Genomic DNA, 25,832 nt, shown 5'->3' on the forward strand with positions numbered 1-25,832 from the left:
TTCCGTCAATACCACGCCGACAGCGTGCCGGCCCGGCTCTTGGCCGCGTCGGGAATCCCCGGAAAGAATTTCATCCGCATCTTCGACTCGATCTCCGATATGGGAACGATAAACTGCCCCAACTGCGACTTCTCCGTGGCGGCGCTCGTCGTCAGAGTTTCGACCCAGAAGGCGATGGTCTCCAGTTCGTCGGCCGTACACTCCTGAATGGGTTTGCCCACCTGGACCGTCTTCTTGCGCACGGCCATCTTGAACTGGTGCGTCGGCATGACGCAATCCTTCGAAAGCGAACTCAACGCACCGTTGTTCGAGGCGTCTTTCTGAACCCAGCCGTCGTTTTCGTAATAACATCCGGCCACGATGTAAAGCGTGTCGGCGGGAATCGCGCCGCCTGAAATCGCCTCCTCGATATTCCCCCAGATCTTCCCGAAGGGACTCGGCTCGGCGGCCTGCGGCGCAATGTTGGTCGGCCAGAAGGTCTGCATGTTGATTTCCAACCCCTTACCGGGCCGCTCGCGCGACATGCAGAGGTGCCCGCGCGACCAATAGCCGCTGCCGTAACGGCCGGTCACCAGATCGGCGACCCAATACTGGTAAACGTCGCCTGCCGACGAAGGGTAGATCTTCGCCTGCTGCGTTTCCGGAAGCGCCGGGTCCGCCGCCCACGGCTCGTCGGAGCGCCCCGAACCTTCGAGGTAGCAGCGATGATGCGGATAGGCCACCCAAACCGGATTGTGGCGGCGCTTATCGTAACAATAGGTGTAGTTGCGCACCCGCTTGCCGCCCGAAACGGTCGTGGTCCAGGTCGTATGCACGAACTGGTCGGAGGAGGGCGTTTCGAAATTGGAGGGAAGCTCGGCCCAGCGAAGGCCCGCACCCGTCCCGAGGTCGACCTGCTGACCGCCGCCGCCCGTCGTGAGCCGGATGTCGTCGAAATTCAGTCCGTAGGCGCGCTCCGTACCCGTCGGCGCAAGGCGAATCCACAGTTTCGGAACAGGCTGCGCGAGCGTGAAGCCCACCGTCGTCCCGGTCCACGTGTTGTAGGCCGACGCGCCCGTATAGACGAGCGGTTTCCAGACCGCACCGTCGGCGCTCACCGTCAGCGAAACGTCATCCGCCGGGAAGATCGCACCGAAAGCGAGGGTGAAATTCGTCTGCCCCGCAGGCAGCGAGATGTCCTGGATCACGAAATAGTCCGTCGACGCGTTGTAGAACATCTTGGCGTAGGCTTTTCCCGAAGCCCCGGAGTATTTGCCCGCCGAACCGTAATTGTCATTGTTGATACGGACATTGTTCACGGCATAGGTCACCGTCGAGGCTCCCGTGCCGGTCTGGGTTTTCCACTCCTGATTCGCGCCCGCCCAGACGCCGCCCGCTCCGTTGCCGAAATCGAGGCTGAAAACCGTCTCGGCGGGGGTCTCCGGATTGCGCACGATCACGCAGGTTGCAGTCTTGGCGCCGGAGCCTTCTCCGGCCGTAACGGTCAGCGTGGTGCGCTGCCCCGCGGGCGCGTCGGCAATGGTGATCGTGGCGCTGCCCGTACCCGAGGCGGGCGAGAACTTCAGCGCGGAATTGGGACATGCCGCCTTCCACGAAGCGTTCGTCGTCACGGTGACGACGTTCGATGCGGGCGAGGCCGGATCGTAGAGCAGTTCGGCGGGAGCGACCGAGAGCGTCACCCCGACGGCATCGGCGGCACGGGTCACGGTGACCGGCTTGCCCGAGGTCTTGCCCGAGGCGGCGCGCACGCCCACCTGAACGGAAGCGCCCTTGGGCATGTCCCACACGTAGAACACTCCGTTACCGGAACCCGAGGCCGGCTCCACCCGGACGGCAGCCGACTCGGGCGTCCAGAAAACCTGCCACCCGGTGTTGGCGATCACACGGACCGCATTGTTCGCCGGAGTCGTTTCGTCGAAGGTGAACGATGCGGATTCAATGGCGGCATAGCTCTCGTCCGAAGAGTCGTCGCCGCCGCACGAGGCGAGCAGCAGCAGGCACAGGGCGAACGCCCCTGAAACCGGGAAGGGGAAACCCAGCGTGCCGCGAAAGAGAATGGAGAGTTGTTTCATAATTCAGGTTTTAGTCAGACACACAAACAAATATAGCGATAAAAACCAAATAAACAACAACCGCCCGCGCCCGGTTTTCCCGGGCCGCCGCGCCGCGGTTGCAGCCGATTGCGGAAAGAGTTGCTACTTTGCCCTTTTTTCACTAATTTTGCACGGATATAAAACGATACATCAAAAACACACGATATGGCAATCGAACTCAGCGAACAGGAACAGCTTCGCAGGCAGTCGCTCACGGCGTTGCGCAATCTGGGCATCGAACCCTACCCCGCCGCCCGTTACGAAGTGACGGCCACGGCGCGCGAAATCGCCGATAACTACGACGACGCGAAGAAGAATTTCCAGGACGTCCGCATCGCCGGCCGCATCATGTCGCGCCGCATCATGGGCAGCGCCTCGTTCTTCGAGCTACAGGACCACACGGGCCGCATTCAGGTCTACATCCGCCGCGACGACATCTGCCCCGAAGGCGATCCGACACTCTACAACACGGTTTTCAAGAAACTGCTCGACATCGGCGACTTCATCGGCGTGGAGGGATTCGCCTTCCATACCAACACCGGCGAACTGTCGGTGCACTGCCGTAAGTTCACCGTGCTGTCGAAGTCGATCCGCCCGCTGCCCGTCGTCAAGGAGAAGGACGGCAAGACGTTCGATGCCTTCACCGACCCGGAGGTGCGCTACCGCCAGCGGTATTTGGACCTGATCGTCAACCCGCAGGTGAAGGAGACCTTCGTCCGCCGCGCCAGGATCATGGCCACGATGCGCGAGTTCTTCAACGAACGGGGCTACATCGAGGTCGAGACCCCGATCCTCCAGCCCATCCCCGGCGGCGCATCGGCGCGTCCGTTCATCACCCACCACAACTCGCTCGACATCGACCTCTACCTGCGCATCGCCACGGAACTTTACCTCAAGAAACTGATCGTCGGCGGATTCGACGGCGTCTACGAGTTCGGCAAGAACTTCCGCAACGAGGGCATGGACCGCACGCACAACCCCGAGTTCACGTGCATGGAGATTTACGTGGCCTACAAGGACTACCTCTGGATGATGGAGTTCACCGAGCAGATGCTCGAACGGGTGGCCATGGCCGTGAACGGCACGACGGAGCTGACGATCGACGGCAAGCCGATCTCATTCAAGGCCCCGTTCCGCCGTCTGACGATGACCGACGCCATCCGCGAAAAGACCGGCTACGACATCACGGGCCGCTCGGAGGAGGAGCTGCGCGAAGCGTGCAAGCAGTTGAACGTCGAGGTCGACGAGACCTTCGGCAAGGGCAAGCTGATCGACGCCATCTTCGGGCAGTACTGCGAGGAGGAGCTGATCCAGCCCACCTTCATCACGGACTACCCGCGCGAGATGTCGCCGCTGTGCAAGCGTCACCGCTCGAACCCCGACCTGACGGAGCGTTTCGAACTGTTCGTCAACGGCAAGGAGCTGTGCAACGCCTATTCGGAGCTGAACGACCCGATCGACCAGCTGGAGCGTTTCCAGGAGCAGCTGCGTCTCTCGGAGAAGGGCGACGACGAGGCCATGTTCATCGACATGGACTTCGTGCGCGCACTGGAATACGGCATGCCGACCTGCTCGGGAATGGGCATCGGCATCGACCGGCTGACGATGTTTATGACCGACCAGTCCTCGATCCAGGACGTGCTGTTCTTCCCGCAGATGCGCCCCGAGAAGAAGGTCGTGAACGATCCCGCAGAGGCCTACACCGCCATCGGCGTTCCCGAAGAGTGGGTTCCGGTGATTCAGAAGATGGGGTACCTCACCGTCGAGTCGCTCCGCAAACTCGCCCCCGGCAAGTTCTTCAACGACCTGTGCGGATTCAACAAGAAGAACAAGCTCGGACTGAAAGCCCCCTCGATCGACGAGGTGAAAGGCTGGTGCGACGCAAATTAAAAATGAAAAATTAAGAATTAAAAATTACGGAACGCCCCGGTCAGAAATTTTTCGATTCGCCCGAAGCGGATCGGCAGGCCGCGACTTCGGCCCAAAACCCGGAAACATCGCGATAAAGTCCCCTCCGAGGAGGGGATTTAGGGGAGGGTAGAATTGCAAACGCGGCGGAACGCCGCGCATGCGAAACCGGGATTCTTGCTAAACAAAGGATAGACTTATTAACATAAAAAAGAATTACAACTATGAGAAAGAAAATTGTTGCCGGCAACTGGAAGATGAACACGCTTCCCGCCGAAGGTGTCGAACTGGCCAAAGGCGTCGTGGCAGGCCGCGGAGAGGTTTGCTCGTGCGTGAACTTCATCGTCTGCCCGCCGTTCACCCATCTGGCGATGGTTGCCGAGGCCCTGAAGGGTTCGGACGTCGCACTCGGCGCGCAGGACTGCGCCACCGAAGCCAAAGGCGCCTACACGGGTGAGATCGCTGCCTCGATGATCGCGGCGCTGGGATGCAAATACGTGATCCTCGGCCACTCGGAGCGCCGCCAGTACTACGGCGAGACCTCCGCGACGCTCAACAAGAAGATGGCGCAGGCCTATGCAAACGGGCTGATCCCCATCTACTGCGTCGGCGAGAACCTCGACGAGCGCGAGGCCGGCAAACACTTCGACGTGGTGAAGGCCCAGATCGAAGAGGTGGTTTACAACCTCACCGAGGAGCAGTACAAGAACCTCGTGATCGCTTACGAGCCGGTTTGGGCCATCGGTACGGGCAAGACCGCTTCGGCCGAGCAGGCACAGGAGATCCACGCCTACATCCGCCAGGTGCTCGCCGCCAAGTTCGGCGCAGCGGCACAGGAGACGGCGATCCTCTACGGCGGTTCGTGCAAGCCCTCGAACGCCGCCGAAATCTTCGCCAAGGAGGACGTGGACGGCGGCCTGATCGGCGGCGCAGCCCTCAAGGCAGAGGACTTCCTCGCCATCGGCAAGGGGTTCTCGAAGTAATACCGCGACAGCGTACAATTACGGACAGAGGCCCCTTGCAGGGGCCTCTGTCTCTTTATCCGACCCGGATTTCCCAACCATAACTACGACACCATGAAAAAACTGCTGTTTCTCGCCGCCGCACTCTCGGCGGCATGCGCCGCAAGCGCGCAAGGCTACTACACCGACGCCTACAATCCCGACATCACGCGCCACACCGGGCGCATCGCCGCACAGCGCGCGGAATTCATACTGCCCGAGGTGAACGGCTACAACGTCTACAAAGCCGACCTGCACACCCACTCGGTCTACTCCGACGGCGACTGCACGCCCGAATTCCGCGTCCGCGAAGCGTGGTACGACGGCCTGGACGTGCTGGCGATCACCGAACACGTGGAATACCGCCGCCACGAAGGCAAGATGCTGAACTTCCTCAAAGGCTACGTTCCCGAAGGTACGGAGGCCATAAACAACAACATCATCCGGAGGAGCGCCGACGAACGGGGCATCCAGTCGGATCTGAACCTCCCGGTGAAACTGGCCCGGGAGACCGCCCGAAAATACGGTCTGACGATCATTCCCGGCGCCGAGATCACCCGCGAACCGATCGCCTACGGCCACTACAACGCCCTTTTCACCACGGACAACAACTCCCTCTACGCCACCGACGCCCTGCAATCGCTCCGCAACGCCAAGGCGCAGGGGGCGCTGGTGATGCACAACCATCCGGGCTGGCGGCGCAAGAGCCTCGAACACCCCGAGTTCGAAGTCAAAGCCTACGGCGAAGGGCTGATCGACGGCATCGAAATTATGAACGGCGCAGAGTTCTACCCCAAAGCCATCGCACGCGCCCACGCCCGCAAACTGTTCGTGTCGGCGAATACCGACATCCACGATGCGACGGCCGAGACCTACCGGCTTCAGGGCCACAGCCGCAACATGACGCTGATCTTCGCCCGGAACAACTCGCTCGAAGCGCTGCGCGAGGCGCTCGAAGCGCGCCGCACGCTGGCCTATTCGTTCGGCACGATAGCGGGCGACGAACAGCTGCTGAAGGACCTCTTCACGGCATCGGTCCGGACAAAGGTGCTCCACACCGACCCGAGCAACGGCCGCCGCACGGTAAGCCTCACGAACGGCAGTTCGGTGGAGTACGTCCTCCGCTTCCCGGGGCAGAATCCCGTCGTGCTCAAGCCGTTCTCGACGCTGATGACCACCGTAGGACGTGACAAGCCGCTCGACGTCACCGTCGAAAACATGTGGTACTCCGAGAAGGATCATCCCCGGATCGAGATCAATCTGTAATCCCGCACCCGTTAAAAAATCCCCGGCCCGTCGACGGCCGGGGATTTCCATGCCCTCCGCAAAGATGTTCAAAAACGGGCCGAATGCGGCCGGAACAAACTTTTTTCGTATATTTACAGCACATAACAAAACGACATGAGCCGGTTAATCATCAACAATTTCAACGAATTCGCCCAGCACATAGGTCAGGAGCTGGGTGTTTCCGACTACCTGACGATCACGCAGGAGCAGATCGACCTTTTCGCCGACGCCACGCTCGACCACCAGTGGATTCACGTGGACACGGAGCGCGCCCGGACGGAAAGCCCTTATAAATCGACCATTGCGCACGGCTACCTGAACCTTTCGGTGCTCCCCTACCTCTGGGGACAAATTCTGGAGGTCAACAACGTGAAGATGCTGGTCAACTACGGCATCGAGAAACTGCGCTTCAACCGGCCTGTGCTGGCAGGCGACGCAGTCCGGCTGCGCGCCTCGCTGGTGTCGCTCGCAAACCTCCGCGGCATCGCCAAGGCGGAGATCAAGGTGTCGCTCGAAATCAAGGACAGCCCCAAAACGGCCCTCGATGCGACGGTCGTGTTTCTCTATCATTTCCAATAGCGCCAAACGGATCGTAAATTAAACAGGGGCTGTTTACACAGTCCCTGTTTTTGTTGCGGCGATTTTCGATTGCAGGCGAAAGGCTTCAAGCACGACATAAGCCGAAACCGATTTTTCGTGCATCGTAATAAAAAACCCGGATGGGTAGTCCTGACGGACGTCCCATTCGGGTTTTGTTTAGGATGTGCGGGAATATCCGCTTACAAATCCAAAAGGCTACATTTTTTTGCCCACATTGGTCTTCTTCGCAACCTTCGGAGCCGCAGCCTTGGCCGAAGCGGCCTTCGGCGCTGCGGGCTTCTTCGGGGCGGCAGCCTTCTTGGGTGCGGCCTTTTTAGCCTCGCCCTCGACGACGGTAGCCTCCTCGACGGCGTCGGTAGCCTTGGCGGCCGACTTGCGCGAACGGCGCGTCTTCGGTTTTGCCTCCGAAGCAGCTGCGGGAGCGATACCCAGCGTGTAAGGCTCGTTGAAGTCAACGAACTCGATGATGCACATGTCGGCAGCATCGCCCAGACGGAAACCGGTCTTCAGGATGCGGGTGTAACCGCCCGGACGCTCCGAAATCTTCGGCGCGATCGTACGGAACAGCTCCGTAACGGCCTCTTTCTGTTTCAGGTACGAGAATACGATACGGCGCGAGTGCGTCGTGTCCTCCTTCGACTTGGTGACCAGAGGCTCCACGAAACGCTGAACGGCCTTGGCCTTGGCAACCGTCGTTTCGATGCGTTTGTGCAGGATCAGCGACGTGGCCATGTTCGACAGCATGGCCTTGCGGTGGCCTGCCTGACGGCCCAGGTGGTTGAAATTCTTATTGTGTCTCATAATTAATCTTTGTCAAGTTTGTAGATTGATACGTCCATACCGAACTTCAGGTTGAGCGAGGTCAGCAACTCGTCCAGCTCCGTCAGCGACTTCTTGCCGAAGTTGCGGAACTTCAGCAGGTCGTTGCGGTTCAGCTTCACGAGGTCCCCCACCGTATCGACATCGGCGGCCTTCAGGCAGTTCAGGGCGCGGACCGAAAGGTCCTGATCCGAGAGCTTCGTCTTCAGCAGCTGACGCATGTGGAGTACATCCTCATCGAATTCCTCGGCACCGTTCGTGTCTTCCATGTTGACGGTGATCTTCTCGTCGGAGAAGAGCATGAAGTGCTGGATGAGAATTTTTGCGGCCTCTTTCAGAGCCTCTTTGGGGTGAATCGACCCGTCGGTGGTAATTTCCAAATTCAGCTTCTCGTAGTCGGTCTTCTGCTCGACGCGGTAGTTTTCGATCGAGTACTTCACGTTCTTGATGGGCGTGAAGATCGAGTCGATCGGAAGCGTTCCGAACTCGCTTTCAGCGGGAGCGTTCTCCTCGGCAGGCACGTAGCCGCGGCCTTTGCCGATCGTGAGCGTCATCTGCATCTTCGTTCCCGGGGCCAGGTGACAGATCACCAGGTCGGGATTGAGGACCTTGAAGAACGACAGGTAATTCGAGATATATCCGGCAGTCAGCTCCGTAACACCCGCAACGTTAATGGATACTTTTTCGGCATCCTGATTATCGACTGTGCGGATAAAACGAACCTGCTTCAGATTGAGGATGATGTTCAACATATCCTCCATCACACCGGGGATAGCGGCAAACTCGTGATCGACACCGGCTACCTTGACAGTCGTGATTGCGTAACCCTCCAGCGAAGAGAGCAGAATACGACGCAAAGCGTTACCGACAGTCATACCGAATCCGGGCTCCAGCGGTCGGAATTCGAACTTCCCGAACGACGAAGTGGATTCAAGCATAATAACCTTCTCAGGTTTCTGGAATGCTAATATTGCCATAATAGGTGAATTTGTTTTGATTACTACTTCGAGTACAACTCGACGATGAGCTGCTCCTTGATGTTCTCGGGGATCTCCTCACGCTCGGGTTTCTGGAGGAAACGGCCGCTCATCGAGGCGTTGTCCCACTCCAACCAGGCGTAGCGGCTCTTCGACGAGCCGGCCAGGGATGCCGAGATCACTTCCAGACTCTTCGACTTCTCGCGAACCGACACCACGTCACCCGCGCGCAGCGAGTACGAGGGGATGTTCACGACGCTGCCGTTCACGCAGATGTGGCAGTGCGAAACGAGCTGGCGGGCAGCCGCACGCGTCGGGGCGATACCCAAGCGGTAAACGACGTTGTCCAGGCGGCACTCCAGCAGCTTCAGCAGGTTCTCACCCGTGATACCGCCCATGCGGGCAGCCTGCTCGTAGGTGCGCGAGAACTGCTTCTCCAGCAGGCCGTACGTGTACTTCGCCTTCTGCTTCTCGCTCAACTGCGTGCCGTACTCCGACACTTTCTTGCGCTTGCGCGCCAGACCATGCTGTCCGGGAGGATAGTTGCGCTTTTCGAGCACCTTATCCGCACCATAGATAGCTTCGCCGAATTTACGGGCGATTTTCGATTTAGGTCCTATATATTTTCCCATTGTTCTGTCTTTTTTTAAAACCTTGAAATTATCCTTAACCTGTGCCTGAATTATACGCGGCGGCGGTTAGGAGCACGGCAGCCGTTGTGCGGCAGCGGCGTAACGTCGATGATCTCCATCACCTCGATACCGGCGCCGTGGATCGTGCGCACGGCCGACTCGCGACCTGCACCCGGACCCTTCACATAAACCTTCACCTTGCGCAGGCCCATGTCGTAAGCGACCTTGGCGCAATCCGCCGAAGCGGTCTGTGCTGCATACGGAGTATTCTTCTTCGAACCACGGAAGCCCATCTTGCCGGCCGACGACCAGCTGATGACATCGCCCACCTCGTTGGTGATGGTGATGATTACGTTGTTGAAAGTGGAGTGTACATAGACATTGCCCAGCGCACCGACCTTAACAACCTTTTTCTTAACTGTTCCAGTTTTCTTTGCCATAATTCTCTAAAGATTACTTCGTTGCCTTTTTCTTGTTTGCGACAGTCTTCTTGCGGCCCTTGCGGGTACGCGCGTTGTTCTTGGTCGACTGACCGCGGACGGGAAGACCCAGACGGTGACGGATGCCGCGGTAGCAGCCGATGTCCATCAGGCGCTTGATGTTCAGCTGGACCATCGAACGGCATTCGCCCTCGACTTTCAGACCCAGGTCGGCGATCGTCGAACGGATCGCACCGATCTGGTCGTCCGACCAATCCTGTACTTTGAGATCGTAGCTGATGCCAGCGGTCTCGAGAATCTTACGAGCCGTCGAACGACCGATACCGTAGATATAGGTCAGGCCGATCTCGCCTCTTTTGTTTTTCGGTAAATCTACACCGACTATACGTGCCATATAAATTCTTTTTCTTTTTTGACTTGTTTAAAAAACATTACCCCTGGCGCATTTTAAACTTGGGATTCTTTTTGCAAATGACATAAAGTTTGCCTTTACGCTTCACAATCTTGCAATCCTCGCTTCTTTTCTTGATGGATGCTTTAACTTTCATGATTTTCAAGCAATCTAATTATTTGTACCGGAAAGATATACGTCCCTTCGTAAGGTCATAGGGCGTCATCTCCACTTTTACTTTATCTCCGGGAAGGATCTTGATGTAGTGCATACGCATCTTTCCCGAGATATGGGCCGTGAGAATGTGGCCGTTGTCCAGTTCGACGCGGAACATCGCGTTGGACAGCGCCTCGATAATCGTCCCGTCCCTTTCAATAGCAGTTTGTTTTGCCATAGAGTCTTAATTGTTTATTGCCTTTTCGATGATACTGAAGTCCGTCAGGACATCGGGTCCCGATTTGCGGACCGCAACGGCGAACTCGTAGTGCGCCGCCGGTTTGTGGTCCCGCGTACGGACCGTCCAGCCATCCCGTTCGAAAACCACCGCTTTGGTCCCCATGTTGATCATGGGTTCGATGCAGATGACCATGCCCTCCTTCAGGAGCGGTCCTCTGCCGCGTGCGCCGTAATTGGGAACACCGGGGTCTTCGTGCATTTTCCGACCCAGTCCGTGTCCCTCCAGTTCGCGCACGACTCCGTAGCCGAAACTTTCGGCGTACTCCTGCACGGCTGCCGACACGTCGCCTACGCGGTTGCCGGCTTTGGCCTGCGCCGTACCTTTATAAAGAGCCTCTTTGGTGACGTCCATCAGCTGCCTAACTTCCCCGGCAACCTCGCCAACGGCAAACGTATATGCCGAATCACCAACAAACCCCTTCATAAACGTACCGCAATCGACCGAAACGATGTCGCCCTCTTTGAGAACGCATTTCGAGGATGGGATACCGTGAACCACCTGTTCGTTTACCGATATACACAACGAAGCGGGAAATCCCTGATACCCGAGGAAGGCGGGAACTGCTCCGTGCGCGCGGATGAAATCCTCGGCAATCGAATCCAACTCCTTGGTGGTGACGCCCGGACGGATGTGGCGACCCACTTCCGCCAGCGTCTCCGACACCAGGATGTTGTTCTCCCGGAGCAGCTCTATCTCCTCGTCTGTCTTTAAATAGATCATTTCTTCGCTTAAGAACTCTTCGGAAAAACTCCTAATGACGACCCTGAATACGTCCGGTCTTCATCAGACCATCGTAATGGCGCATCAGCAGGTAGCTCTCGATCTGCTTCAGAGTGTCGAGTACCACACCGACCATGATCAGCAGCGACGTACCTCCGTAGAAGTAGGCGAACGACTGCTGGATGCCCAGGAACTTCATCGCCAGCGCGGGCAGGATCGCCACGATCGCCAGGAAGAACGAACCCGGAAGGGTGATACGCGTCATGATGGTGTCGATGTAGTTCACGGTCTGCTTACCCGGTTTCACTCCCGGGATAAAGCCGCCGTTTCGCTTCATGTCATCGGCCATCATTTGAGGGTTGATGATAATCGCCGTGTAGAAGTAGGTGAAGGCGATTACCAGCACTGCAAGCGTGAAGTTGTACCAGAAACCGGTCATCGAGCTGAAAGCAGCCGCGAAGGCCGTACCGGAGAACAGCGCCGGAATAAACATCAGAGCCTGCGCGAAGATGATAGGCATCACATTCGCGGCATTCATCTTCAGCGGAATGTACTGACGTACGCCGCCGTACTGTTTGTTACCGACGATACGCTTTGCATACTGTACAGGGACCTTGCGGACCGCCTGTACCAGAGCGATCGTTGCCATGAAGACAAGGAACAGCAGCACCAGCTCGAGGATCAGCATGATGGCGCTACCCGAGGCAGTCTGGAAGCGGGCGTTGACCTCGGCCAACAGCGCGTGCGGGAGACGTGCCACGATACCGATCATAATGATCAGCGAGATACCGTTACCGATACCCTTGTCGGTGATCTTCTCGCCCAGCCACATGATGAACATGGTTCCGGCGATCAGGATCGTCGTCGCATAGGCAACGAAGCCGAACGAATTGCCGTAAACGAACGCAGTGGGCATCTGATGGTACAGGTTGGCGATGTACGCCGGACCTTGCAGGATCAGCACGCCGATCGTCAGGAAGCGTGTCCACTGGTTCATCTTGCGGCGGCCGCTCTCACCCTCCTTCTGCATTTTCTGGAAATACGGAACCATCATACCCATGAGCTGGATGATGATCGAGGCGGTGATGTACGGCATGACTCCGAGCGCGAAAATAGCGGCGTTGCCGAACGCACCGCCGGAGAAGACGTCCAACAGACCCAGAAGTCCGTTGCCTTCCAGCTGGCTGGCATACGCCGAACCCTCGCCCAGGGCGTTGGGGTTGATGCCCGGAATCACGACGAAACTACCCAAGCGGTAGACCAGCAGAAGCCCGATCGTGTAAATGACACGCTTGCGAAGCTCCTCGATCTTGTAGATATTCTTGAGCGTTTCTACCAATTTCTTGTTGGTCGCCAAAAGAGCGATTACCACCAAAAAGACGACACCAACAACGAGATACTGATTCATAATTTTTGGGTTCTAAGGTTGCTTACAGTTTTTCGACGCTGCCCCCGGCTGCCGTGATGGCCGCCTCGGCGCTCTTCGAGAACGCATGCGCCTTGACGGCGAGCGCCTTCGAAATCGTGCCGTTGCCCAGGATCTTCACCTTGTCGTTCGACGAGATGAAACCTGCGGCGATGAGCGTGTCGACCGTAACCTCCGTGAGCGATTTCTTGGCTGCCAGCTCCTCGAGCGTCGAGAGGTTGATGGCCTTGAATTCAACTCGTTTCAGATTCGTGAAACCGAACTTGGGGAGGCGACGCTGAAGCGGCATCTGGCCACCCTCGAAGCCGAGCTTGCGCGAGTAACCCGAACGCGACTGTGCACCCTTGTGTCCACGGGTAGCCGTGCCGCCGTGGCCCGAACCTGCACCGCGGCCGATCCGTTTATCGTGATGCGTTGAACCCTTTGCGGGTTTGAGATTATTGAGTTCCATTGTTATAGTCCGTTAGCTGTTAAACTTATTCTGCGGCCTGTGCAGCCTCCTCCTTGACCTCGGCTTTCTTGGCCTTGGGGGCAGCCTTCTTGGCGGGGGCTACTTCCTCGACCTTCACGAGGTGCTTCACGCGCGCAATCATACCTTTTATGATCACCGAGTCGTCGTGCTCGACGCTCGCGTTGATCCTTTTCAGACCCAGCGCGTCAAGGTTCTTGCACTGACGCTCCGTGGAGCCGATGCGGCTTTTGACCTGGGTGATTTTCAATCTTGCCATGTTCTTCTTGAGAATTAACCGTTAAACACCTTGTCCATCGAGATACCGCGCACGCGGGCGATGCTGTGGGCATCGCGCAGCTCGCACAGTGCGCCGATGGTCGCCTTCACCAGGTTGTGGGGATTCGAAGAGCCCTTGCTTTTGGCAAGCACGTTCTTGATGCCCACCGACTCCAGAACGGCACGCATGGCACCGCCGGCGATGACACCCGTACCGGGAGCGGCCGGACGAATCATCACGAGCGAACCGCTGTAACGCGACTCCTGCTTGTGGGGGATCGTACCGTTGATAACCGGAATCTTCACCAGGTTCTTCTTTGCGTCCTCCACGCCCTTGGCGATGGCCGACTGAACCTCCGAAGCCTTACCCAGGCCGTAGCCCACGACGCCGTCTTCGTTGCCGACGACGACGATGGCCGAGAAACTGAACGTGCGGCCACCCTTCGTAACCTTGGTAACGCGCTGGATGCTGACGAGACGGTCCTTGAGTTCGAGATCGCTCGTGCGTACTTTCTTTATGTTGGTATTTGACATAATCGCTTAGAATTTAAGTCCGCCTTCGCGTGCTGCTTCGGCCAGCTGTTTAACTCTTCCGTGATACAGGTAGCCGTTGCGGTCGAAGGCTACTTCGCTGATGCCTTTGGCAACGGCGCGCTCGGCGGCCAGCTTGCCTACCAGGGCGGCGACTTCGCACTTGTTCTTGCCGGCGGCTGCTTCCGCAACCTCCTTGTCCAGCGAGGAAGCCGTAGCCAGGGTAACACCTGCGAGGTCGTCGATAAACTGTACGTAGATCTGCTTGTTGCTACGATATACAGTCATGCGAGGCTGTGAAGGCGTTCCGCTCACGATCTTGCGGATACGCATCTTGATCCTCTCTCTTCTTTCTATCTTGTTCAATGACATAACTTCAGACTATTTACTATTTAGCACCTGCTGATTTACCGGCCTTGCGACGGATCTGCTCGCCGACGAACTTGATACCCTTGCCCTTGTACGGCTCCGGCTTGCGCAGCGAACGGAGCTTCGCGGCAACCTGGCCGATGAGCTGCTTGTCGATCGACTTGAAGGTTACGATCGGGTTGCCCTTTTTCTCGGTAACGGCCGTGGCGGTCACCTCCTTGGGCAGCAGGAAATGCGTGTCGTGCGAGTAGCCGAGGCTCATTTCGAGCACCTGGCCCTTGACCTCGGCCTTGAAGCCGACGCCGACGAGTTCCTGTTTGATTTCATAGCCTTTCGACACGCCGACAACCATGTTGTTGATCAGCGCGCGGTACAGCCCGTGCAGCGAACGGTGGCGGGGCTGGTTGGTGGGACGGGTCACCAGAACGGCGGGAACTTCCTTGCCCGTGTGAACGTCCGTGTGCGTGCCGACCTCTACCTTGATGTCCGAGTCAACTTTCTGGCTCAGCGTCCCGAGTGGCCCTTTCACGCTTACCGTGTTGTCGGCAGCTACCTCCACGGTAACGCCGGCCGGCAGGTTTACAGGTAATTTACCAATTCTTGACATTGTGTTGTTCTTTAATGATTTGCGATTAGTAGATATAGCACAGCACCTCGCCGCCCACGTTCTCCTGACGGGCCTTGGCGTCGGTCATGATGCCTTTCGACGTGGAAACGATGGCGATGCCCAGGCCGTTCAAAACGCGGGGCATGTCCGAAACCGACGCATAGCGGCGCAGACCCGGGCGGCTTACGCGCTTAAGGTCCTTGATGGCGTTGGTCTTGGTGGCGGGGTCCCACTTCAGAGCGATTTTGATCGACGGATGACCTTTCTCGTCCTTGTCGAATTTGTAAGCGAGAATATAACCCTGCTCATAGAGGATCTTGGTCATCTCCTGCTTAATTTTTGAACCGGGAGCTTCAACCACCTTGTGGTTGGCTTTCACCGCGTTTCTAATTCTGGTCAGAAAGTCCGCAATAGGATCAGTCATAACGAATAGAAGTTAAAAATTAAAAATTAGTTAATTAGCTGGGCCTTCGATATTTCACGGCAGCCCTTTGTTTTTATTTCTTTGAGGTTCAGGATATTAGCCCCACCCCTTTTCTTGCCGGCAACCCCACCCGCATACGCACGCGAGGGCCTAAAGCGCGCAAATATACGCATTATTTCCCAAACAGCCAAGTTATCGCCTGATTTTTAGCGATTTTAGCCCTGCCTCCGGAACGCAGACAATGTTAGCACCCGATGTTGCTAACATGTATCCGCACAAAATTCCCTTTCGGCGACAGTCTTTCGGTTCCTCCGGCACGGCATTCGCCGCACCCTGGTCCCGATTCCCGCCCTTCGGAACGCCACACGGACCGCCCTACGCAGCCCCGTTTCGTCCCTCCGTTCCGGCAGCCTGAAAGTCCCCGCTTCCGCCGCATTGCGCAACTTCCGCATTGTCCCTTCGGCTAAACCTTCCAGCATCCGCCCTCCGCTCACGCAGCCACGGCATCAACCTTCCGGCCCCTGGTCCGAGAAATTTGTAACCAAGCGCCCAACCCCTCGTTACGCCCCACATATCGGGAAGTTACCGCTTGCGGCGGCACTTTCCCCGACACTGTGACGTATCTACACGGGCTGAACACCCCTATCGGCCCCGTTTCCTTCCGAGAGACTCGCTCTCCACAGGCTCCTCACCTTCCGGAAAACGGAACTTTTATTCAGAATCGCAGGATCTGCGGGTTTCAGGCGGTCGCACGCTCGCCCCTCCCCGCACCTGCGGCTGCTACCAGCTGGCTTTCGTAACGCCCGGGATCAGCCCCTTCGAGGCCATTTCGCGGAACTGGATACGGCTGATGCCGAACAGGCGAATGTAGCCCTTGGGACGACCCGTGATCTTGCAGCGATTGTGCTGGCGGATGGGATTCGAGTTGCGGGGCAGCTTCGCAAGCGCCTGCCATGCCTCTTCGTGATCCATCTCACCGCTCTTCACCTTGGCAGCGATCTCCTCGCGCTTGTGAGCATAGCGGTTTGCGAGTTTCGCACGCTTCACCTCGCGGGCCTTCATAGATTCTTTTGCCATAGCTTATTGATTCTTTTTAGCGTTTTTGAAAGGAAGACCGAACTCGCGGAGCAGGGCGTAAGCCTCCTCGTCAGTTTTGGCCGTCGTTACGAACGTGATCTCCATGCCGAAGATCTTGGTGATCTTGTCGATGTCGATCTCCGGGAAGATGATCTGCTCGGTGATGCCCAGGGTGTAGTTGCCCTGGCCGTCGAACTTCTCGTTGATACCCTTGAAATCCCGGATTCGGGGAAGAGCGACAGCGATCAGACGCTCCAGAAACTCGTACATCTTCGTGTCGCGCAGCGTCACGCGCACGCCGATCGGCATGCCCTTACGCAGCTTGAAGTTCGAAATGTCCTTGCGCGAGCGGGTCTGAACGGCCTTCTGACCGGTGATCTGCGTCAGTTCGGCTTCGGCCACGTCGATGAGTTTCTTATCGGCGACAGCCTGGCCCATACCCTGGTTGATTACGATCTTCGTGAGCTTCGGGCACTGCATAATGCTCGTGTAACCGAACTCCTTCATAAGGACAGATTTGATCTGCTCCTTATATTTTGTCTTGAGTGTAGGTACGTATGCCATTATTTGATCTCCTCCCCTGACTTTTTAGCGAAACGAACTAATTTACCTTTTGCATCCGTCTTGCGGCCGACCTTGGTGGGTTTGCCCGACTTGGGGTCGATGAGCATGAGGTTCGAAATGTGAATCGGAGCCTCTTTCTCGACGATGCCTCCCTGGGGGTTCTGCGCATTGGGCTTCGTGGCCTTCTTGCAGAGGTTCACACCTTCGACGATGGCGCGCTGCTTCGAAACCTCGACCTTCAGGACTTTGCCCGTCTGGCCTTTGCTGTCACCGGCGATAACCTGAACCTGATCCCCTTTCTTAATATGTAATTTTGACATATCCGAAATAGTTTTTATGATTACAATACTTCGGGTGCGAGGGAGATAATCTTCATATACTGGTCGCGCAGCTCGCGAGCTACGGGGCCGAATATACGAGTACCGCGCATTTCACCCTGGTTGTTAAGCAGCACCACGGCGTTGTCGTCGAAACGAATGTACGAACCGTTGGCACGTCTGATTTCCTTCGTGGTTCTCACGACTACGGCTTTCGACACGGCGCCCTTCTTGACATCGCCCGAGGGAGCCGCGCTCTTGACAGCCACGACGATCTTATCGCCGATGGATGCATAGCGACGCTTCGTGCCGCCGAGCACCCGGATGCAGAGGACCTCCTTCGCACCGCTGTTATCAGCTACAATGAGTCTACTTTCCTGTTGTATCATAACTACTTAGCTCTTTCAATGATTTGTACTAATCTCCAACGCTTCGTTTTGCTCAGCGGGCGGGTTTCCATGATGCGTACGGTATCGCCCTCCTTGCAGGTCTCGTCGAGCGACTCGGCCACGAACTTGGTCGTCTTGTTCACGAACTTACCGTAGATAGGATGCTTCACCTTACGTGCTACTGCAACCACAATGGTTTTCTCCATCTTGTTGCTGACAACCACACCGATACGCTCTTTTCTAAGATTTCTTTCCATAGTTGTTCTCGTTATTTAGCGTTTTTTTGACGCAGAACGGTCAGCATGCGAGCTATATCTCTGCGGTTCTTCTTAATGATCGACGGGTTCTCGACGGGGGACACCGCGTGCTGCACCTTCAGCTTCGCGAGCTGGGCCTTTTCGGTCTCGATGCGCTCCTGCAGGTCCTTTGTCGAAATATCCTTGATTTCTGCACTTTTCATGTTCTGTGTCCCTTAAATTGTGGTTTCGACGTAGTCACGTCTTACGATAAACTTGGTGGTGATGGGCAGTTTCTGGGCGCCCAGACGCAGCGCTTCCTGCGCAACCGCCAGGGGCACACCCTCTGCCTCGAAGAGAATGCGTCCGGGCGTAACAGGCGCCACGAAGCCTTCGGGATTACCTTTACCCTTACCCATACGTACCTCGGCGGGCTTCTTCGTGATGGGTTTATCGGGGAAGATGCGGATCCACAGCTGTCCCTCACGCTTCATGTAACGCGTAATGGCCTGACGTGCCGCCTCTATCTGACGACCCGTGATCCAGGTCGATTCAAGTGCCTTGATTGCGAACGATCCGTATGCAAGCTGGTTACCTCTTTGAGCGATACCCTTCATACGGCCTTTCTGCATTCTTCTAAATTTGGTCTTTTTCGGCTGTAACATGTTAGTTCTGCTTTAAAAAGGTCCTACTTACTGATTGTTATTGCGACGGTCTCCGCCCCGGCGTCCGCCGCGACGGTCTCCACCGCGACGGTCTCCGCGGTCTCCGCGTCCGCCACGACGGTCGCCGCGCTCACCGCGGTCGCCCGAAGGTGCCTGCGCCGAAGCGCCTGCGATTTCGAACAGGTCGCGCTGGCCGTATACGATGCCCTGGCAGATCCACACCTTCACGCCCAGGATACCCACTTTCGTGAGGGCCTCCGTGAGGCAGTAGTCGATGTCTGCGCGGAACGTGTGCAGCGGAATGCGTCCCTCCTTGATCGTCTCCGTACGGGCCATCTCGGCGCCGCCGACACGGCCGGCAACCTGGATCTTGATACCCTCGGCGCCCATGCGCATGGTCGAAGCCACGGCCGTCTTCACGGCGCGGCGGAACGATACGCGGCCCTCCAGCTGGCGGGCGATGTTCTGGCCGACGATGACAGCGTCCACCTCGGGGCGTTTCACCTCGAAGATGTTGATCTGGATCTCCTTGCCGGTGAGCTTCTTCAGCTCCTCCTTCAGCTTGTCGACCTCCTGGCCGCCCTTGCCGATGATGATGCCCGGACGGGCGGTCGAAATCGTAACCGTCACCAGTTTGAGCGTGCGCTCGATGATGATCTTCGAGATCGACGCCTTCGCCAGACGGACATTCAGATACTTGCGGATCTTGGCGTCCTCGACGAGTTTGTCGGAGAAATCCTTGCCTCCGAACCAGTTGGAATCCCAACCCCGGATGATACCAAGACGATTTGCTATCGGATTAACTTTCTGTCCCATCTGATTACTTGTTTTCTACGGTTACCATTTTGTCAACTACGATCGTTACGTGGTTCGAACGCTTGCGGATCCGGTGTGCGCGACCCTGGGGCGCAGCCTGAATACGCTTCAGCATGCGACCGCCGTCGACGAATACCTCTTTCACGCAGAGTTTCACATCCTCCAGACGCTCCGACTCGTTCTTGGCCTCCCAGTTGGCGATCGCCGACTTGAGGAGCTTCTCCATACGGATCGACGCCTCCTTCTTCGAGTAACGAAGGATGCCCAGAGCCTTGTTGATCTCCACGCCGCGGATGATGTCGGCCACCAGGCGCATCTTGCGGGGAGAGGTCGGGCAATCACGCATAATGGCGATAGCCTTCTGCTTCTTTTCAGCCTTTAACTGTGCGGCTTTATTTGCTTTTCTTGCACCCATTTTCTACCTATTTTTTCTTGTTACCTGCGTGACCGCGGAAGTTGCGGGTGGGAGCAAACTCGCCGAGTTTGTGTCCTACCATGTTCTCTGTTACATACACCGGAATGAATTTGTTTCCGTTGTGGACAGCTACCGTCTGACCTACGAAGTCAGGCGAGATCATACTTGCTCGCGACCATGTCTTGATTACCGACTTTTTATTTCCTTCCGCCTGGGCGACGATCTTCGCTTCGAGCTTGGGGTCGATAAACGGTCCTTTTTTTAATGAACGGCTCATTATGTACTCTTATTTAATTATTTTTTCTTCTTGGAAATAATAAACTTCGAGGTCGTCTTCTTCGGGTTACGAGTCTTATAACCCTTGGCAAGCAGACCCTTGCGCGAACGCGGGTGACCACCCGACGCACGGCCTTCGCCACCACCCATCGGGTGATCCACCGGGTTCATGACGACACCGCGGTTGCGCGGACGGCGGCCGAGCCAACGCTCGCGTCCTGCCTTGCCCGAGCTTTCGAGGCTGTGGTCGACGTTCGACACGACACCCACCGTAGCGCGGCAAGTTACGAGTACCATACGAGTCTCGCCCGAAGGCAGCTTGATGACGGCGAATTTGCCTTCACGAGCCAGCAGCTGGGCGTAGGAACCGGCCGAACGGGCCATAGCGGCCCCCTGACCGGGGTAGAGTTCAATGTTGTGGACGACCGTACCCAGGGGAATCTCGCTCAGGAAGAGCGTGTTTCCGACCTCGGGAGCGACGCCTGCGCCGCTCATGACGGTCTGGCCCACCTGGAGTCCGTTGGGTGCGATGATGTAGCTCTTCTCACCGTCGGCGTATACCAGGAGTGCGATGCGTGCGGTACGATTGGGGTCGTACTCGATCGTTTTTACAGTTGCGGCGATGCCGTCCTTCGAGCGTTTGAAGTCGACGTTACGATACATCTGCTTGTGACCGCCGCCGATGTAGCGGACCGTCATCTTGCCGTCGTTGTTACGTCCACCCGAGCTCTTCTTGGGGCTGAGCAGCGATTTCTCCGGTTTCGACGTCGTGATCTCGTCGAACGTGCCGATAATCTTATGTCTCGTACCTGCGGTTACAGGTTTAAATTTTCTTACTGCCATCTTCGTTAGATATTACTGTAAAAATCGATCTTGTCTCCATCCTTCAAGGTGACGATCGCCTTCTTGAAGTTATTGGCGCGACCCTCCAAGAGGCCCGCCTTGGTGTAGCGGCTCTTGAGTTTGCCCATGTAGTTCACGGTGTTCACGTCCGTAACGACGACGTTGTACATCTGCTCTACGGCATTGCGAATCTGCAGCTTGTTAGCCCTCACGTCAACGATAAAACCGTAGCGATTCAACTTTTCGCCCTGAATCGTCATTTTCTCGGTCAAAACCGGCTTAATAATAATGTCCATTGTAACTTGCGTTTTTAAGCTAACATCGTATTCAATACATTCTCGGCGCCTTCCACCATCACGATGGCCGATGCGTTCATCACGTCGTAGGTGCAGACGTTCTGAGCCAGCACGGGCTTCACATAGGGAAGGTTGCGGCACGACAGCTGCAGGTTGACGTTCGATTCGGGGAGAACCAGCAGCACCTTCTTGTCGTCGACCTTGAGCGCCTCGGCCAGAGCCACGACCGACTTGGTCTTGGGAGCCTCCAGCGACATCGTCTCGACGATGCTGATGGCGCCGGCCTGAGCCTTGTAGGTCAGCGCGCTGCGGCGGGCCAGCTGCTTGAGCTTCTTGTTGAGCTTGAAGCTGTAATCGCGGGGCTGGGGACCGAAGATGCGGCCGCCTCCCGGGAACAGGGGCGACTTGATGCTGCCCGCACGGGCGCCGCCGGTGCCTTTCTGACGCTTGAGTTTGCGCGTCGAGCCGGCAACTTCGTTGCGCTGCTTCGACTTGTGCGTACCCTGACGCTGGTCAGCGAGATACTGCTTCACGTCGAGGTAAATAGCGTGGTCATTAGCCTCCACGCCGAAGACGGCGTCCGAAAGGACTACCTTACGACCCGTCTCTTTTCCTTGTGTGTTTAATACAGCTAATTCCATACTATTTTTCAATCGTTAAATAAGCACCTTTTGCTCCCGGAATCGAACCTTTCACGAGGATGAGGTTGCTCTCGGGGATTACTTTCAATACACGCAGGTTCAAAACCTTGACCTGCTCGCCGCCCATCTGGCCGGGCAGACGTTTGCCCTTGAAGACGCGCGAGGGATAGGACGACGCGCCCAGCGAACCCGGCTTGCGCGCACGGTTGTGCTGGCCGTGGGTCTGGCCGCCGACGCCGCCGAAGCCGTGACGCTTCACTACGCCCTGGAAGCCTTTTCCTTTCGAGATCCCGGTCACGTCCACCCAGTCCTCTTCCGAGAAGAGTTCTACGGTCAGCGTGTCGCCGAGATTCACTTCAGGCATGTCCTTGAATTCCGCAAGTTTGCGTTTCGGAGTCGTGCCGGCTTTCTTGAAGTGACCTAACAAACTGCTGGTGGCGTGCTTTTCACTCGTCTCGTCATAGGCAATCTGAACCGCCTCGTAGGTATCCTTCTCGACGGTCTTGATTTGCGTAACAACGCACGGTCCAGCCTCAATGACAGTGCATGGTATGTTCTTACCCTCGGCACTGTAAACGGAAGTCATTCCGATTTTCTTTCCAATAAGTCCTGACATTTGTTGTCAATTGTTTGTTATAAATAGTAATAAAGTGATGTAACGTTTTTTGTCTTGCCGTCTGGTTATCATATATTTCGATGTACCGATCGCTTTCAGCCGCCATTGCCGCCTGCGGCGCCATTGACAAATCCGGCTCCATCCCGGCCCTCCCTCGGGGAGGGAGATGGCGTGCGCTCCGCACGGTTGGTACACTATATATAATCAATCACCTCCGGTTCCCGTCGTCCTGCCCCGCTCCCGTTCCCCTGCCCGGGGCAACGCTCGCCGAGCCGACCCGCCCCCGGTTCCTTCTTTCGAAGAAACCCGGGTTACAGCTCGGAAAACCGGCAGACATCCTGTCCGATCACACCTTGATCTCTACCTCCACACCCGAGGGAAGCTCCAGTTTCATCAGCGCGTCGATCGTTTTGGGCGTCGACGAGTAGATGTCGAGGATACGCTTGAAGGTGCAGAGCTGGAACTGCTCGCGGGCTTTCTTGTTGACGAAAGTCGAGCGGTTGACCGTAAAAATCTGCTTGTGCGTGGGAAGGGGCACCGGGCCGCTCACGACGGCGCCCGTGCTCTTCACAGTCTTCACAATCTTCTCGGCCGACTTGTCCACGAGATTGTGATCGAATGACTTTAACTTGATTCTAATCTTCTGGTTCATATTGTTTGCTTATTCTATATCCTTACGTTTACCACTCGCTTTCTCGATGATCTCCTTGGCCAGGTTGGCAGGGACCTCCTCGAAGTGCGAGAACTCCATGGACGAGGTTGCGCGGCCCGACGAAATCGTACGCAGTACGGTCACATAGCCGAACATCTCCGACAGGGGAACCTTGGCCTTCACCACGCGGGCGGTGCCTTTCGACTCCATGCCGGTAACCTGTCCGCGACGCTTGTTCAGGTCGCCGATGATGTCGCCCATGTTCTCCTCGGGGGTCACGACCTCCACGTTCATAATAGGCTCCATAATCACCGAACCGGCCTTGGGAGCCGCTGCGCGGTAACCGTTGCGGGCTGCGATCTCGAACGACAGCTGGTCGGAGTCCACGGGGTGGAACGAACCGTCGAGCAACGTGATCTTCATCGAGTCCATCTTGTAGCCGGCCAGCGCACCGTTCGCCATCGCCGAAGCGAAGCCCTTCTGCACGGCGGGGATAAACTCCTTGGGAATGTTACCGCCCTTGACCTGGTCTACGAACGTAAGGCCCATGGCGCCGTCGTCGGCGGGACCGATCTCGAAGATGATGTCGGCAAACTTACCGCGACCGCCGGTCTGCTTCTTGAAGACCTCGCGGTGCTGAACCGTCTTGGTGAGCGACTCCTTGTAGTTCACCTGGGGAGCGCCCTGGTTGATCTCCACACCGAACTCGCGGCGCAGACGGTCCACGATGATGTCGAGGTGAAGCTCGCCCATGCCGCTGATCACCGTCTGACCCGAATCCTCGTCGGTGTGCACCGTGAAGGTGGGGTCCTCTTCAGCCAGCTTGCCCAGGGCGATGCCGAGCTTGTCGAGGTCCTTCTGGGTCTTCGGCTCCACGGCCAGACCGATCACCGGCTCGGGGAAGGTCATCTGCTCCAGCACGATGGGTGCGTTCTCGGCGCAGAGCGTGTCGCCCGTGCGGATCTCCTTGAAACCTACGGCCGCGCAGATGTCGCCGGCGCCGACGGTCTCCATCGGGTTCTGCTTGTTGGCGTGCATCTGGTAGATGCGGCTGATACGCTCGCGCTTGCCGCTGCGGGTGTCCAGGATGTAGGAACCGGCATCGAGCTTACCCGAGTATACGCGCACGAAAGCCAGACGGCCTACGAACGGGTCGGTAGCGATCTTGAACGCCAGACCGCAGAACGGATCGCTCTCCGAAGCGTGGCGAACCTCTTCCTGCTCGGTTTTGGGGTTCATGCCCGTAACGGGGGGCAGGTCGAGCGGCGAGGGCAGGAAAGCCATCACGTAGTCGAGCAGTTTCTGCACGCCCTTGTTGTGGAACGACGAACCGCAGAGCATCGGGACGATCTGCATCGAGATCGTCGCCTTGCGGATCGCTGCGAGCAGCTCGTCGGCGGTGATCGAATCGGGGTCCTCGAAGAACTTCTCCATCAGCGCATCGTCGGTGGAAGCCACCTCCTCGATGAGCTTGCCGCGCCACTCGGCGGCCTCGGCCTTCATCGACTCGGGAATCTCCTTCAGCTCGAAGTTGTCGCGGACGGTCTTGTCGTCGTAATAATAGATAGCGTTATTATATATAAGGTCTACCAGACCTTCGAACTTGTCCTCGGCGCCGATAGGCAGAACGACCGGAAGGGCCGTAGCTCCGAAGTGCTCCTTGATCTGTGCGCACACCGACAGGAAGTCGGCGCCCGTGCGGTCCATCTTGTTGACGTAACCCAGACGGGGCACGTTGTACTTGTCGGCCTGACGCCATACGGTCTCCGACTGCGGCTCCACGCCGCCTACGGCGCAGAACGTGGCGATAGCGCCGTCCAGCACGCGCAGCGAACGCTCCACCTCGACCGTGAAGTCGACGTGTCCCGGGGTGTCGATCAGGTTGATCTGGTACTGGTTGCCCATGTAGTTCCAGAAAGCGGTCGTTGCAGCCGAGGTGATCGTGATGCCGCGCTCCTGCTCCTGAACCATCCAGTCCATGACGGCAGCGCCTTCGTGCGTTTCACCGATCTTGTGGGTTTTGCCCGTGTAGAAAAGGATTCGCTCCGACGTGGTGGTTTTACCGGCATCGATGTGAGCCATGATACCGATATTGCGAGTATATTTTAAATCTCTGGTTGCCATCTGTTCGGTCTCCTTATTAGAATCTAAAGTGTGCGAATGCCTTGTTGGCCTCGGCCATGCGGTGCATCTCCTCCTTACGCTTGAAGGCTGCGCCCTGCTGGTTGTAGGCATCCAGTATCTCTGCTGAAAGCTTGTCTGCCATCGTCTTGCCGGCGCGCTTGCGGGAATAGAGGACAAGGTTTTTCATGGAAATAGAAATCTTGCGCTCCGGACGAACCTCCATAGGAACCTGGAACGTCGCACCTCCGATACGCTTCGATTTCACTTCGACTTGGGGTGTGATGTTCTCCAGAGCCTGTTTCCAGACTTCCAGCGGAGATTTATCAGCATCCTTCATCTTCTTGCCGACGATTTCGAGCGAGTCGTAGAAAATCGTGTAGGCAATACTCTTCTTACCATCCAGCATAAGGTTGTTCACGAAACGGGTCACAGCCACGTCTCCGAACTTCGGATCCGGAAGTAGAATTCGCTTTTTTGGCTTAGCTTTTCTCATTGC

At 57.0% G+C, this 25,832-nt stretch carries 37 protein-coding genes; 4 read left to right on the forward strand and 33 right to left on the reverse strand.

The features are described from left to right. Positions 1–5 precede the first annotated feature (5 nt). Positions 6–2,072: a DNA/RNA non-specific endonuclease gene (locus tag DWW03_RS12120; protein WP_022061723.1), complete on the reverse strand. Its 2,067-nt coding sequence runs from the start codon at positions 2,070–2,072 to the stop codon at positions 6–8. Between the two features lie 186 nt (positions 2,073–2,258). Between DWW03_RS12120 and lysS the strand changes: the two genes are divergently transcribed. From lysS to DWW03_RS12140, 4 genes are all read left to right on the forward strand, one after another. Continuing rightward, positions 2,259–3,983, forward strand: coding sequence for a lysine--tRNA ligase (lysS, locus tag DWW03_RS12125; protein WP_022061722.1), 1,725 nt, complete (start codon positions 2,259–2,261; stop codon positions 3,981–3,983). A gap of 242 nt (positions 3,984–4,225) precedes the next feature. After that, on the forward strand, positions 4,226–4,984 hold the full coding sequence (gene tpiA / locus DWW03_RS12130) for a triose-phosphate isomerase (protein ID WP_022061845.1): 759 nt from the start codon (positions 4,226–4,228) through the stop codon (positions 4,982–4,984). 93 nt (positions 4,985–5,077) lie between these two features. Next, positions 5,078–6,268, forward strand: a complete 1,191-nt coding sequence (locus tag DWW03_RS12135; protein WP_015547073.1) for a PHP domain-containing protein — start codon at positions 5,078–5,080, stop codon at positions 6,266–6,268. Positions 6,269–6,403: 135 nt separating this feature from the next. Next, complete coding sequence (locus tag DWW03_RS12140) at positions 6,404–6,868, forward strand: MaoC family dehydratase (protein ID WP_015547072.1); 465 nt, start codon at positions 6,404–6,406, stop codon at positions 6,866–6,868. 216 nt (positions 6,869–7,084) lie between these two features. Here DWW03_RS12140 and rplQ read toward each other — a convergent pair whose 3' ends face one another. The 32 genes from rplQ to rpsG form a co-directional block, all read right to left on the reverse strand. Continuing rightward, the gene (rplQ, locus tag DWW03_RS12145; protein WP_015547071.1) at positions 7,085–7,690 is read right to left on the reverse strand and encodes a 50S ribosomal protein L17; all 606 of its coding nucleotides are present in this window, start codon (positions 7,688–7,690) and stop codon (positions 7,085–7,087) included. 2 nt (positions 7,691–7,692) lie between these two features. Further along, on the reverse strand, positions 7,693–8,685 hold the full coding sequence (locus tag DWW03_RS12150) for a DNA-directed RNA polymerase subunit alpha (protein WP_044054329.1): 993 nt from the start codon (positions 8,683–8,685) through the stop codon (positions 7,693–7,695). Between the two features lie 23 nt (positions 8,686–8,708). Beyond that, positions 8,709–9,317 carry a 30S ribosomal protein S4 gene (rpsD, locus tag DWW03_RS12155; RefSeq protein ID WP_015547069.1) on the reverse strand — a complete coding sequence of 203 codons (609 nt, stop codon included), beginning with the start codon at positions 9,315–9,317 and terminating at the stop codon, positions 8,709–8,711. Between the two features lie 50 nt (positions 9,318–9,367). Further along, the gene (gene rpsK / locus DWW03_RS12160; RefSeq protein WP_015547068.1) at positions 9,368–9,757 is read right to left on the reverse strand and encodes a 30S ribosomal protein S11; all 390 of its coding nucleotides are present in this window, start codon (positions 9,755–9,757) and stop codon (positions 9,368–9,370) included. 13 nt (positions 9,758–9,770) lie between these two features. Beyond that, positions 9,771–10,151: a 30S ribosomal protein S13 gene (rpsM, locus tag DWW03_RS12165; RefSeq protein ID WP_015547067.1), complete on the reverse strand. Its 381-nt coding sequence runs from the start codon at positions 10,149–10,151 to the stop codon at positions 9,771–9,773. A 37-nt stretch (positions 10,152–10,188) separates the two neighbouring features. Beyond that, positions 10,189–10,305, reverse strand: a complete 117-nt coding sequence (ykgO, locus tag DWW03_RS12170) for a type B 50S ribosomal protein L36 (RefSeq protein ID WP_010262443.1) — start codon at positions 10,303–10,305, stop codon at positions 10,189–10,191. Positions 10,306–10,323: 18 nt separating this feature from the next. Beyond that, on the reverse strand, positions 10,324–10,542 hold the full coding sequence (infA, locus tag DWW03_RS12175) for a translation initiation factor IF-1 (RefSeq protein WP_015547066.1): 219 nt from the start codon (positions 10,540–10,542) through the stop codon (positions 10,324–10,326). A gap of 6 nt (positions 10,543–10,548) precedes the next feature. Then, a complete protein-coding gene (map, locus tag DWW03_RS12180) occupies positions 10,549–11,325 on the reverse strand; it encodes a type I methionyl aminopeptidase (RefSeq protein WP_118406801.1) in 777 nt (258 codons plus the stop codon). Between the two features lie 31 nt (positions 11,326–11,356). Next, positions 11,357–12,733, reverse strand: a complete 1,377-nt coding sequence (gene secY, locus DWW03_RS12185; RefSeq protein WP_044054326.1) for a preprotein translocase subunit SecY — start codon at positions 12,731–12,733, stop codon at positions 11,357–11,359. A 22-nt stretch (positions 12,734–12,755) separates the two neighbouring features. Then, a complete protein-coding gene (gene rplO, locus DWW03_RS12190) occupies positions 12,756–13,202 on the reverse strand; it encodes a 50S ribosomal protein L15 (RefSeq protein ID WP_015547064.1) in 447 nt (148 codons plus the stop codon). Between the two features lie 25 nt (positions 13,203–13,227). Next, positions 13,228–13,479 (reverse strand): 50S ribosomal protein L30, encoded by a 252-nt coding sequence (rpmD, locus tag DWW03_RS12195; RefSeq protein ID WP_022061021.1) that lies wholly within the window; start codon positions 13,477–13,479, stop codon positions 13,228–13,230. 14 nt (positions 13,480–13,493) lie between these two features. After that, positions 13,494–14,012 carry a 30S ribosomal protein S5 gene (gene rpsE / locus DWW03_RS12200; protein WP_015547063.1) on the reverse strand — a complete coding sequence of 173 codons (519 nt, stop codon included), beginning with the start codon at positions 14,010–14,012 and terminating at the stop codon, positions 13,494–13,496. 6 nt (positions 14,013–14,018) lie between these two features. After that, entirely contained in the window at positions 14,019–14,381 is a 363-nt protein-coding gene (gene rplR / locus DWW03_RS12205) for a 50S ribosomal protein L18 (protein WP_044054323.1), read from the reverse strand. 16 nt (positions 14,382–14,397) lie between these two features. Continuing rightward, the gene (gene rplF, locus DWW03_RS12210) at positions 14,398–14,985 is read right to left on the reverse strand and encodes a 50S ribosomal protein L6 (protein ID WP_044054321.1); all 588 of its coding nucleotides are present in this window, start codon (positions 14,983–14,985) and stop codon (positions 14,398–14,400) included. Positions 14,986–15,010: 25 nt separating this feature from the next. After that, positions 15,011–15,409, reverse strand: coding sequence for a 30S ribosomal protein S8 (gene rpsH / locus DWW03_RS12215; RefSeq protein WP_044054319.1), 399 nt, complete (start codon positions 15,407–15,409; stop codon positions 15,011–15,013). 780 nt (positions 15,410–16,189) lie between these two features. Then, on the reverse strand, positions 16,190–16,486 hold the full coding sequence (gene rpsN / locus DWW03_RS12220; RefSeq protein WP_044054318.1) for a 30S ribosomal protein S14: 297 nt from the start codon (positions 16,484–16,486) through the stop codon (positions 16,190–16,192). 3 nt (positions 16,487–16,489) lie between these two features. Then, positions 16,490–17,050, reverse strand: a complete 561-nt coding sequence (gene rplE, locus DWW03_RS12225) for a 50S ribosomal protein L5 (protein WP_044054316.1) — start codon at positions 17,048–17,050, stop codon at positions 16,490–16,492. Continuing rightward, positions 17,050–17,370, reverse strand: a complete 321-nt coding sequence (gene rplX, locus DWW03_RS12230) for a 50S ribosomal protein L24 (protein ID WP_022061020.1) — start codon at positions 17,368–17,370, stop codon at positions 17,050–17,052. The genes rplE and rplX overlap by 1 nt, the downstream gene beginning before the upstream one ends. 20 nt (positions 17,371–17,390) lie before the next feature. Next, positions 17,391–17,756 carry a 50S ribosomal protein L14 gene (rplN, locus tag DWW03_RS12235; RefSeq protein ID WP_015547056.1) on the reverse strand — a complete coding sequence of 122 codons (366 nt, stop codon included), beginning with the start codon at positions 17,754–17,756 and terminating at the stop codon, positions 17,391–17,393. 2 nt (positions 17,757–17,758) lie between these two features. Then, entirely contained in the window at positions 17,759–18,013 is a 255-nt protein-coding gene (gene rpsQ / locus DWW03_RS12240; protein ID WP_009597655.1) for a 30S ribosomal protein S17, read from the reverse strand. A gap of 11 nt (positions 18,014–18,024) precedes the next feature. After that, the gene (gene rpmC / locus DWW03_RS12245; protein WP_015547054.1) at positions 18,025–18,216 is read right to left on the reverse strand and encodes a 50S ribosomal protein L29; all 192 of its coding nucleotides are present in this window, start codon (positions 18,214–18,216) and stop codon (positions 18,025–18,027) included. 12 nt (positions 18,217–18,228) lie between these two features. Next, positions 18,229–18,657: a 50S ribosomal protein L16 gene (gene rplP / locus DWW03_RS12250; RefSeq protein ID WP_015547053.1), complete on the reverse strand. Its 429-nt coding sequence runs from the start codon at positions 18,655–18,657 to the stop codon at positions 18,229–18,231. Between the two features lie 27 nt (positions 18,658–18,684). Then, on the reverse strand, positions 18,685–19,473 hold the full coding sequence (rpsC, locus tag DWW03_RS12255) for a 30S ribosomal protein S3 (protein WP_015547052.1): 789 nt from the start codon (positions 19,471–19,473) through the stop codon (positions 18,685–18,687). Positions 19,474–19,477: 4 nt separating this feature from the next. After that, a complete protein-coding gene (gene rplV, locus DWW03_RS12260; protein ID WP_044054314.1) occupies positions 19,478–19,888 on the reverse strand; it encodes a 50S ribosomal protein L22 in 411 nt (136 codons plus the stop codon). Between the two features lie 7 nt (positions 19,889–19,895). Continuing rightward, positions 19,896–20,165 (reverse strand): 30S ribosomal protein S19, encoded by a 270-nt coding sequence (gene rpsS, locus DWW03_RS12265; RefSeq protein ID WP_015547050.1) that lies wholly within the window; start codon positions 20,163–20,165, stop codon positions 19,896–19,898. 17 nt (positions 20,166–20,182) lie between these two features. Then, positions 20,183–21,007, reverse strand: coding sequence for a 50S ribosomal protein L2 (gene rplB, locus DWW03_RS12270; protein WP_015547049.1), 825 nt, complete (start codon positions 21,005–21,007; stop codon positions 20,183–20,185). 5 nt (positions 21,008–21,012) lie between these two features. Continuing rightward, entirely contained in the window at positions 21,013–21,303 is a 291-nt protein-coding gene (gene rplW, locus DWW03_RS12275) for a 50S ribosomal protein L23 (protein WP_015547048.1), read from the reverse strand. A gap of 14 nt (positions 21,304–21,317) precedes the next feature. Next, positions 21,318–21,944, reverse strand: coding sequence for a 50S ribosomal protein L4 (rplD, locus tag DWW03_RS12280; protein WP_044054311.1), 627 nt, complete (start codon positions 21,942–21,944; stop codon positions 21,318–21,320). A 1-nt stretch (position 21,945) separates the two neighbouring features. Next, positions 21,946–22,560: a 50S ribosomal protein L3 gene (gene rplC / locus DWW03_RS12285; protein ID WP_044054309.1), complete on the reverse strand. Its 615-nt coding sequence runs from the start codon at positions 22,558–22,560 to the stop codon at positions 21,946–21,948. A 346-nt stretch (positions 22,561–22,906) separates the two neighbouring features. Then, complete coding sequence (gene rpsJ / locus DWW03_RS12290) at positions 22,907–23,212, reverse strand: 30S ribosomal protein S10 (protein ID WP_004329464.1); 306 nt, start codon at positions 23,210–23,212, stop codon at positions 22,907–22,909. Positions 23,213–23,221: 9 nt separating this feature from the next. Next, positions 23,222–25,336, reverse strand: a complete 2,115-nt coding sequence (gene fusA, locus DWW03_RS12295) for an elongation factor G (protein ID WP_044054305.1) — start codon at positions 25,334–25,336, stop codon at positions 23,222–23,224. Between the two features lie 16 nt (positions 25,337–25,352). After that, positions 25,353–25,829: a 30S ribosomal protein S7 gene (gene rpsG / locus DWW03_RS12300; RefSeq protein ID WP_015547046.1), complete on the reverse strand. Its 477-nt coding sequence runs from the start codon at positions 25,827–25,829 to the stop codon at positions 25,353–25,355. Positions 25,830–25,832: the final 3 nt, after the last annotated feature.

The sequence above is a fragment of the Alistipes sp. AF14-19 genome, from assembly GCF_003461645.1.
GTDB lineage: Bacteria > Bacteroidota > Bacteroidia > Bacteroidales > Rikenellaceae > Alistipes > Alistipes shahii.

What these genes read in the sequence shown, in the direction of transcription:
- DWW03_RS12120 (WP_022061723.1), bottom strand. Translation starts at nt 2,072, where the DNA reads ATGAAACAACTCTCCATTCTCTTTCGCGGCACGCTGGGTTTCCCCTTC.
- lysS (WP_022061722.1), top strand. Translation starts at nt 2,259, where the DNA reads ATGGCAATCGAACTCAGCGAACAGGAACAGCTTCGCAGGCAGTCGCTC.
- tpiA (WP_022061845.1), top strand. Translation starts at nt 4,226, where the DNA reads ATGAGAAAGAAAATTGTTGCCGGCAACTGGAAGATGAACACGCTTCCC.
- DWW03_RS12135 (WP_015547073.1), top strand. Translation starts at nt 5,078, where the DNA reads ATGAAAAAACTGCTGTTTCTCGCCGCCGCACTCTCGGCGGCATGCGCC.
- DWW03_RS12140 (WP_015547072.1), top strand. Translation starts at nt 6,404, where the DNA reads ATGAGCCGGTTAATCATCAACAATTTCAACGAATTCGCCCAGCACATA.
- rplQ (WP_015547071.1), bottom strand. Translation starts at nt 7,690, where the DNA reads ATGAGACACAATAAGAATTTCAACCACCTGGGCCGTCAGGCAGGCCAC.
- DWW03_RS12150 (WP_044054329.1), bottom strand. Translation starts at nt 8,685, where the DNA reads ATGGCAATATTAGCATTCCAGAAACCTGAGAAGGTTATTATGCTTGAA.
- rpsD (WP_015547069.1), bottom strand. Translation starts at nt 9,317, where the DNA reads ATGGGAAAATATATAGGACCTAAATCGAAAATCGCCCGTAAATTCGGC.
- rpsK (WP_015547068.1), bottom strand. Translation starts at nt 9,757, where the DNA reads ATGGCAAAGAAAACTGGAACAGTTAAGAAAAAGGTTGTTAAGGTCGGT.
- rpsM (WP_015547067.1), bottom strand. Translation starts at nt 10,151, where the DNA reads ATGGCACGTATAGTCGGTGTAGATTTACCGAAAAACAAAAGAGGCGAG.
- ykgO (WP_010262443.1), bottom strand. Translation starts at nt 10,305, where the DNA reads ATGAAAGTTAAAGCATCCATCAAGAAAAGAAGCGAGGATTGCAAGATT.
- infA (WP_015547066.1), bottom strand. Translation starts at nt 10,542, where the DNA reads ATGGCAAAACAAACTGCTATTGAAAGGGACGGGACGATTATCGAGGCG.
- map (WP_118406801.1), bottom strand. Translation starts at nt 11,325, where the DNA reads ATGATCTATTTAAAGACAGACGAGGAGATAGAGCTGCTCCGGGAGAAC.
- secY (WP_044054326.1), bottom strand. Translation starts at nt 12,733, where the DNA reads ATGAATCAGTATCTCGTTGTTGGTGTCGTCTTTTTGGTGGTAATCGCT.
- rplO (WP_015547064.1), bottom strand. Translation starts at nt 13,202, where the DNA reads ATGGAACTCAATAATCTCAAACCCGCAAAGGGTTCAACGCATCACGAT.
- rpmD (WP_022061021.1), bottom strand. Translation starts at nt 13,479, where the DNA reads ATGGCAAGATTGAAAATCACCCAGGTCAAAAGCCGCATCGGCTCCACG.
- rpsE (WP_015547063.1), bottom strand. Translation starts at nt 14,012, where the DNA reads ATGTCAAATACCAACATAAAGAAAGTACGCACGAGCGATCTCGAACTC.
- rplR (WP_044054323.1), bottom strand. Translation starts at nt 14,381, where the DNA reads ATGTCATTGAACAAGATAGAAAGAAGAGAGAGGATCAAGATGCGTATC.
- rplF (WP_044054321.1), bottom strand. Translation starts at nt 14,985, where the DNA reads ATGTCAAGAATTGGTAAATTACCTGTAAACCTGCCGGCCGGCGTTACC.
- rpsH (WP_044054319.1), bottom strand. Translation starts at nt 15,409, where the DNA reads ATGACTGATCCTATTGCGGACTTTCTGACCAGAATTAGAAACGCGGTG.
- rpsN (WP_044054318.1), bottom strand. Translation starts at nt 16,486, where the DNA reads ATGGCAAAAGAATCTATGAAGGCCCGCGAGGTGAAGCGTGCGAAACTC.
- rplE (WP_044054316.1), bottom strand. Translation starts at nt 17,050, where the DNA reads ATGGCATACGTACCTACACTCAAGACAAAATATAAGGAGCAGATCAAA.
- rplX (WP_022061020.1), bottom strand. Translation starts at nt 17,370, where the DNA reads ATGTCAAAATTACATATTAAGAAAGGGGATCAGGTTCAGGTTATCGCC.
- rplN (WP_015547056.1), bottom strand. Translation starts at nt 17,756, where the DNA reads ATGATACAACAGGAAAGTAGACTCATTGTAGCTGATAACAGCGGTGCG.
- rpsQ (WP_009597655.1), bottom strand. Translation starts at nt 18,013, where the DNA reads ATGGAAAGAAATCTTAGAAAAGAGCGTATCGGTGTGGTTGTCAGCAAC.
- rpmC (WP_015547054.1), bottom strand. Translation starts at nt 18,216, where the DNA reads ATGAAAAGTGCAGAAATCAAGGATATTTCGACAAAGGACCTGCAGGAG.
- rplP (WP_015547053.1), bottom strand. Translation starts at nt 18,657, where the DNA reads ATGTTACAGCCGAAAAAGACCAAATTTAGAAGAATGCAGAAAGGCCGT.
- rpsC (WP_015547052.1), bottom strand. Translation starts at nt 19,473, where the DNA reads ATGGGACAGAAAGTTAATCCGATAGCAAATCGTCTTGGTATCATCCGG.
- rplV (WP_044054314.1), bottom strand. Translation starts at nt 19,888, where the DNA reads ATGGGTGCAAGAAAAGCAAATAAAGCCGCACAGTTAAAGGCTGAAAAG.
- rpsS (WP_015547050.1), bottom strand. Translation starts at nt 20,165, where the DNA reads ATGAGCCGTTCATTAAAAAAAGGACCGTTTATCGACCCCAAGCTCGAA.
- rplB (WP_015547049.1), bottom strand. Translation starts at nt 21,007, where the DNA reads ATGGCAGTAAGAAAATTTAAACCTGTAACCGCAGGTACGAGACATAAG.
- rplW (WP_015547048.1), bottom strand. Translation starts at nt 21,303, where the DNA reads ATGGACATTATTATTAAGCCGGTTTTGACCGAGAAAATGACGATTCAG.
- rplD (WP_044054311.1), bottom strand. Translation starts at nt 21,944, where the DNA reads ATGGAATTAGCTGTATTAAACACACAAGGAAAAGAGACGGGTCGTAAG.
- rplC (WP_044054309.1), bottom strand. Translation starts at nt 22,560, where the DNA reads ATGTCAGGACTTATTGGAAAGAAAATCGGAATGACTTCCGTTTACAGT.
- rpsJ (WP_004329464.1), bottom strand. Translation starts at nt 23,212, where the DNA reads ATGAACCAGAAGATTAGAATCAAGTTAAAGTCATTCGATCACAATCTC.
- fusA (WP_044054305.1), bottom strand. Translation starts at nt 25,336, where the DNA reads ATGGCAACCAGAGATTTAAAATATACTCGCAATATCGGTATCATGGCT.
- rpsG (WP_015547046.1), bottom strand. Translation starts at nt 25,829, where the DNA reads ATGAGAAAAGCTAAGCCAAAAAAGCGAATTCTACTTCCGGATCCGAAG.